Annotated in this window: 3 protein-coding genes and 1 pseudogene; 3 read left to right on the forward strand and 1 reads right to left on the reverse strand. The window is 77.0% G+C overall.

Going from position 1 to position 2,679, the window contains the following annotated elements:
* Window positions 1-287 (reverse strand): annotated as a pseudogene (locus KBX53_RS28905) (hypothetical protein); the annotation flags it as partial.
* Between the two features lie 451 nt (window positions 288-738).
* On the opposite strand from KBX53_RS28905, the gene KBX53_RS28910 reads away from it, so the two are divergent.
* The 3 genes from KBX53_RS28910 to KBX53_RS28920 form a co-directional block, all read left to right on the forward strand.
* Window positions 739-1,002 carry a hypothetical protein gene (locus tag KBX53_RS28910; RefSeq protein ID WP_210862759.1) on the forward strand — a complete coding sequence of 88 codons (264 nt, stop codon included), beginning with the start codon at window positions 739-741 and terminating at the stop codon, window positions 1,000-1,002.
* A complete protein-coding gene (locus KBX53_RS28915) occupies window positions 1,002-1,907 on the forward strand; it encodes a hypothetical protein (protein ID WP_210862761.1) in 906 nt (301 codons plus the stop codon). The genes KBX53_RS28910 and KBX53_RS28915 overlap by 1 nt, the downstream gene beginning before the upstream one ends.
* Window positions 1,904-2,679: contractile injection system protein, VgrG/Pvc8 family (locus KBX53_RS28920; protein WP_309140881.1), on the forward strand; the 776-nt coding region annotated here is incomplete at its 3' end. The genes KBX53_RS28915 and KBX53_RS28920, both read left to right, overlap by 4 nt.

The raw sequence follows: 2,679 nt of genomic DNA on the forward strand, positions 1-2,679 counted from the left end.
GGTACGTCGGCCGGCGCCGACGGTACGAGGGCCGGTGCCGCTGCTACGTGGGCCGGTGCCGCCGGCCGGTCCGGGGGCGGGGCGTCGCCGTCCCGTTCGGACACGACATCGCCGCCGACCGGCGCGACCTGGCCCGACGTGTGGGCCGAACCGACCGGGTCGCACGCCTGGGCCGGACCGACCGGGCCGGACCGGTCGGCCGAACCGACCGGGCCGGTGGGGCCGGGCGCGGCGGTGCCCCCGGTACGACCGGCGAACCGGGACACCAGCACCGCCGTCGACGCCACGGCCCTCGACGCGAGCGGACTGCCCCGATCGGCCCCGCAGCCGGTCCGCTCCATGGTTTTCCGAGCGCAGGGTCCACCGGGCAGCCGCCCCCACCGACCGGAGCCCGAACCCACCCCCACCACCGCACGCCCGCCCCGGGGCGCACCCTGGCCCGGCGCGGTCGACCACGGTCCCGGGCGTTCCGCCGACCCGCCCGCCGCATCTCCCACCGCCACCCGGAGCACCGGTGGCCACGACGGGTCCCCCGGCGACTCGGACGGTCCGCCCCGGCCCGGAACGGACCAGCGCGGCCGGCGTGCCGGCGCACCGAGCGCGGCCCGGTCGGCGCGCGCGGACTCAACGACGTGGTTCGGGCGTCCGGCCTGGCCGGACCTGGGCGGGACCGACGCATCCGGGACCGGCCGCACCGCGACGGATGGCCGGGACACGCCCACCACCGGGCGCGGGGACGTGACGCGCGTCGGGGACGGTGACCGCTGGCTGGACCTGCCCGGCGAACAGGCTCGGTCCGGGCGACGGGCCGCCCTGCCCGACCCCGGGTGGGACACCGTCGGCGGCGGACGGGCGACGGGCATTGCGACGCCGGTCGGGTCGGGGAGGGGCGACGACCCGTGGCCGGCGCTGCCCGACGACAGCGCACTGTGGTCGGTCGCCGGGCCGGCGCTGGACACCGCCCAGCTCAGCCGACTGGACCGGGAACAGGCGGGTGACTGATGGAACGCGTCGCCTTTCTCATCGACTCCACGGGTGTCCGCGTGGACTGCCTGCTCAACCCGGAGACCGTGCAGGTGACCCGGCTCGCCGGGGTCCGCCAGCGGGGTGCCGGCGGCGGGCAGCTCACCGGGTCCGGCCTGGCCGACGACCCGCTGGTCTTCACCGGCGGGGGTCGCACCGAGCTGGTGCTCGATCTGCTCTTCGACGTCGACTTCGTGGAGGCGCAGCTGCGTCCGGCCGACGTGCGGGTGCTCACCCGTCCGTTGTGGATGCTGGCGGAGAACTCCACCGCCGACCACGGTTGGCTGCGGCCGCCGCTGGTCCGGTTGGTCTGGGGCAAGACCTGGAACGTGCCCGGTGTGATCATCGCGGTGGCGGAACGCTTCGACGCGTTCACCGGCACCGGGTCACCGCGACGGTCCTGGCTGCGGCTGAAGCTGGTCCGCGCCGCCGAGACGGCCGACCAGTCCGAGGCCGGCTTCGCCGAGGAGTTGGCCGCCGCGAGCACCCCGACCGCCGCGCCGGGCAGCGCGGTGATCGCCGCCGGTGACGGCGCGGCCGAGCCGGGTCGCTCCGGCGTACGGTTCGACCTGCTGGCCAACGACGCGCTCGGCTCGCCGCTGCGCTGGCGGCTGCTGGCCGAACACAACCGGATCACCGACCCCCTCGCCGTGCCGGCCGGCACCACCCTCGCCGTCCCACCAGCCGGCCCGCCGGGCGGTGGGCCGACACTGGCGGGTGCGGTGACCGGAGTCGCGCGGGCGGTGGCCGGCGCGGTCGGCGCCGGCGCGTCGTTCGTGGGCGCCTCCATCGCCACCGCGCCCGCCGCCTGGGGCCCGACGGCGGGATCGTCGACCGGGCCCACCCCGACCAGCACACCCCCGAGCCCCGGGGGTGCGTCGTGACCAGCGTCGCGCCCCGGGCGTTGACCGTCCGGCTCGACGGCGTCGAGCTGGTCGGCGCCGCTCGTCAGCGGATCCGGTCACTGCGGGTGGCGGCCCGCCTCGACCAGCCCACCCAGGCCGAGCTGGTGCTCGCCACCACCGCCGGGGTCGGCGCGTTCGACCCGGCGGTACGCCCCGGCACGGCGCTCGACGTACGGCTCGCCGACCACGCGGACGCCCTGTTCACCGGTGAGGTCACCGGCGTGGAGGTGGAGTACGCGGCCGACGGGGCGGCGGTGCTGCGGTTGCGGGCGTACGACCCGCTGCACCGGTTGCGCAAACGGCAGGGGTTGCGGGTGTTCACCTCGGTGACCGCCGTCGAGCTGGCCCGGGAGCTGTGCGACGCGGTGGGGCTGACGGTGACCGCCGAGGATGACGGTCCCCGGTTGGAGCGGCTGCTCCAGCACCGGCACAGCGATCTGGAGTTGCTGCGCGAGGTGGCCGGCCGGGCCGGCCTGCACCTGGCCGCCGACGGTGACGGGGTCCGGCTGGTCACCCTCGCCGGTTACGGGGAACCGGTCGTGTTGACGCTCGGCGCGGGGGTGCACACCCTGCGACTGTCCACCAACACCGATCAGGCCAGTGGTGCCAGCGCCGCGCTGGGTTGGCATCCGCAGCGGGCCGAGGTGATCAGCCAGCAGGTCGACGAGGCCCGTTGCGGCAGGCCCGCCGACGACCGCCCGGATCCGGCCGACGTGGGTGCCGGCGGGGTTCGCACCGCAGTGGACCAGCC

Origin of the sequence: Micromonospora sp. M51 (assembly GCF_018070305.1) — a bacterium.
Taxonomy (GTDB): Bacteria; Actinomycetota; Actinomycetes; order Mycobacteriales; family Micromonosporaceae; genus Micromonospora; species Micromonospora parva.

What these genes read in the sequence shown, in the direction of transcription:
- KBX53_RS28915 (WP_210862761.1), top strand. Translation starts at nt 1,002, where the DNA reads ATGGAACGCGTCGCCTTTCTCATCGACTCCACGGGTGTCCGCGTGGAC.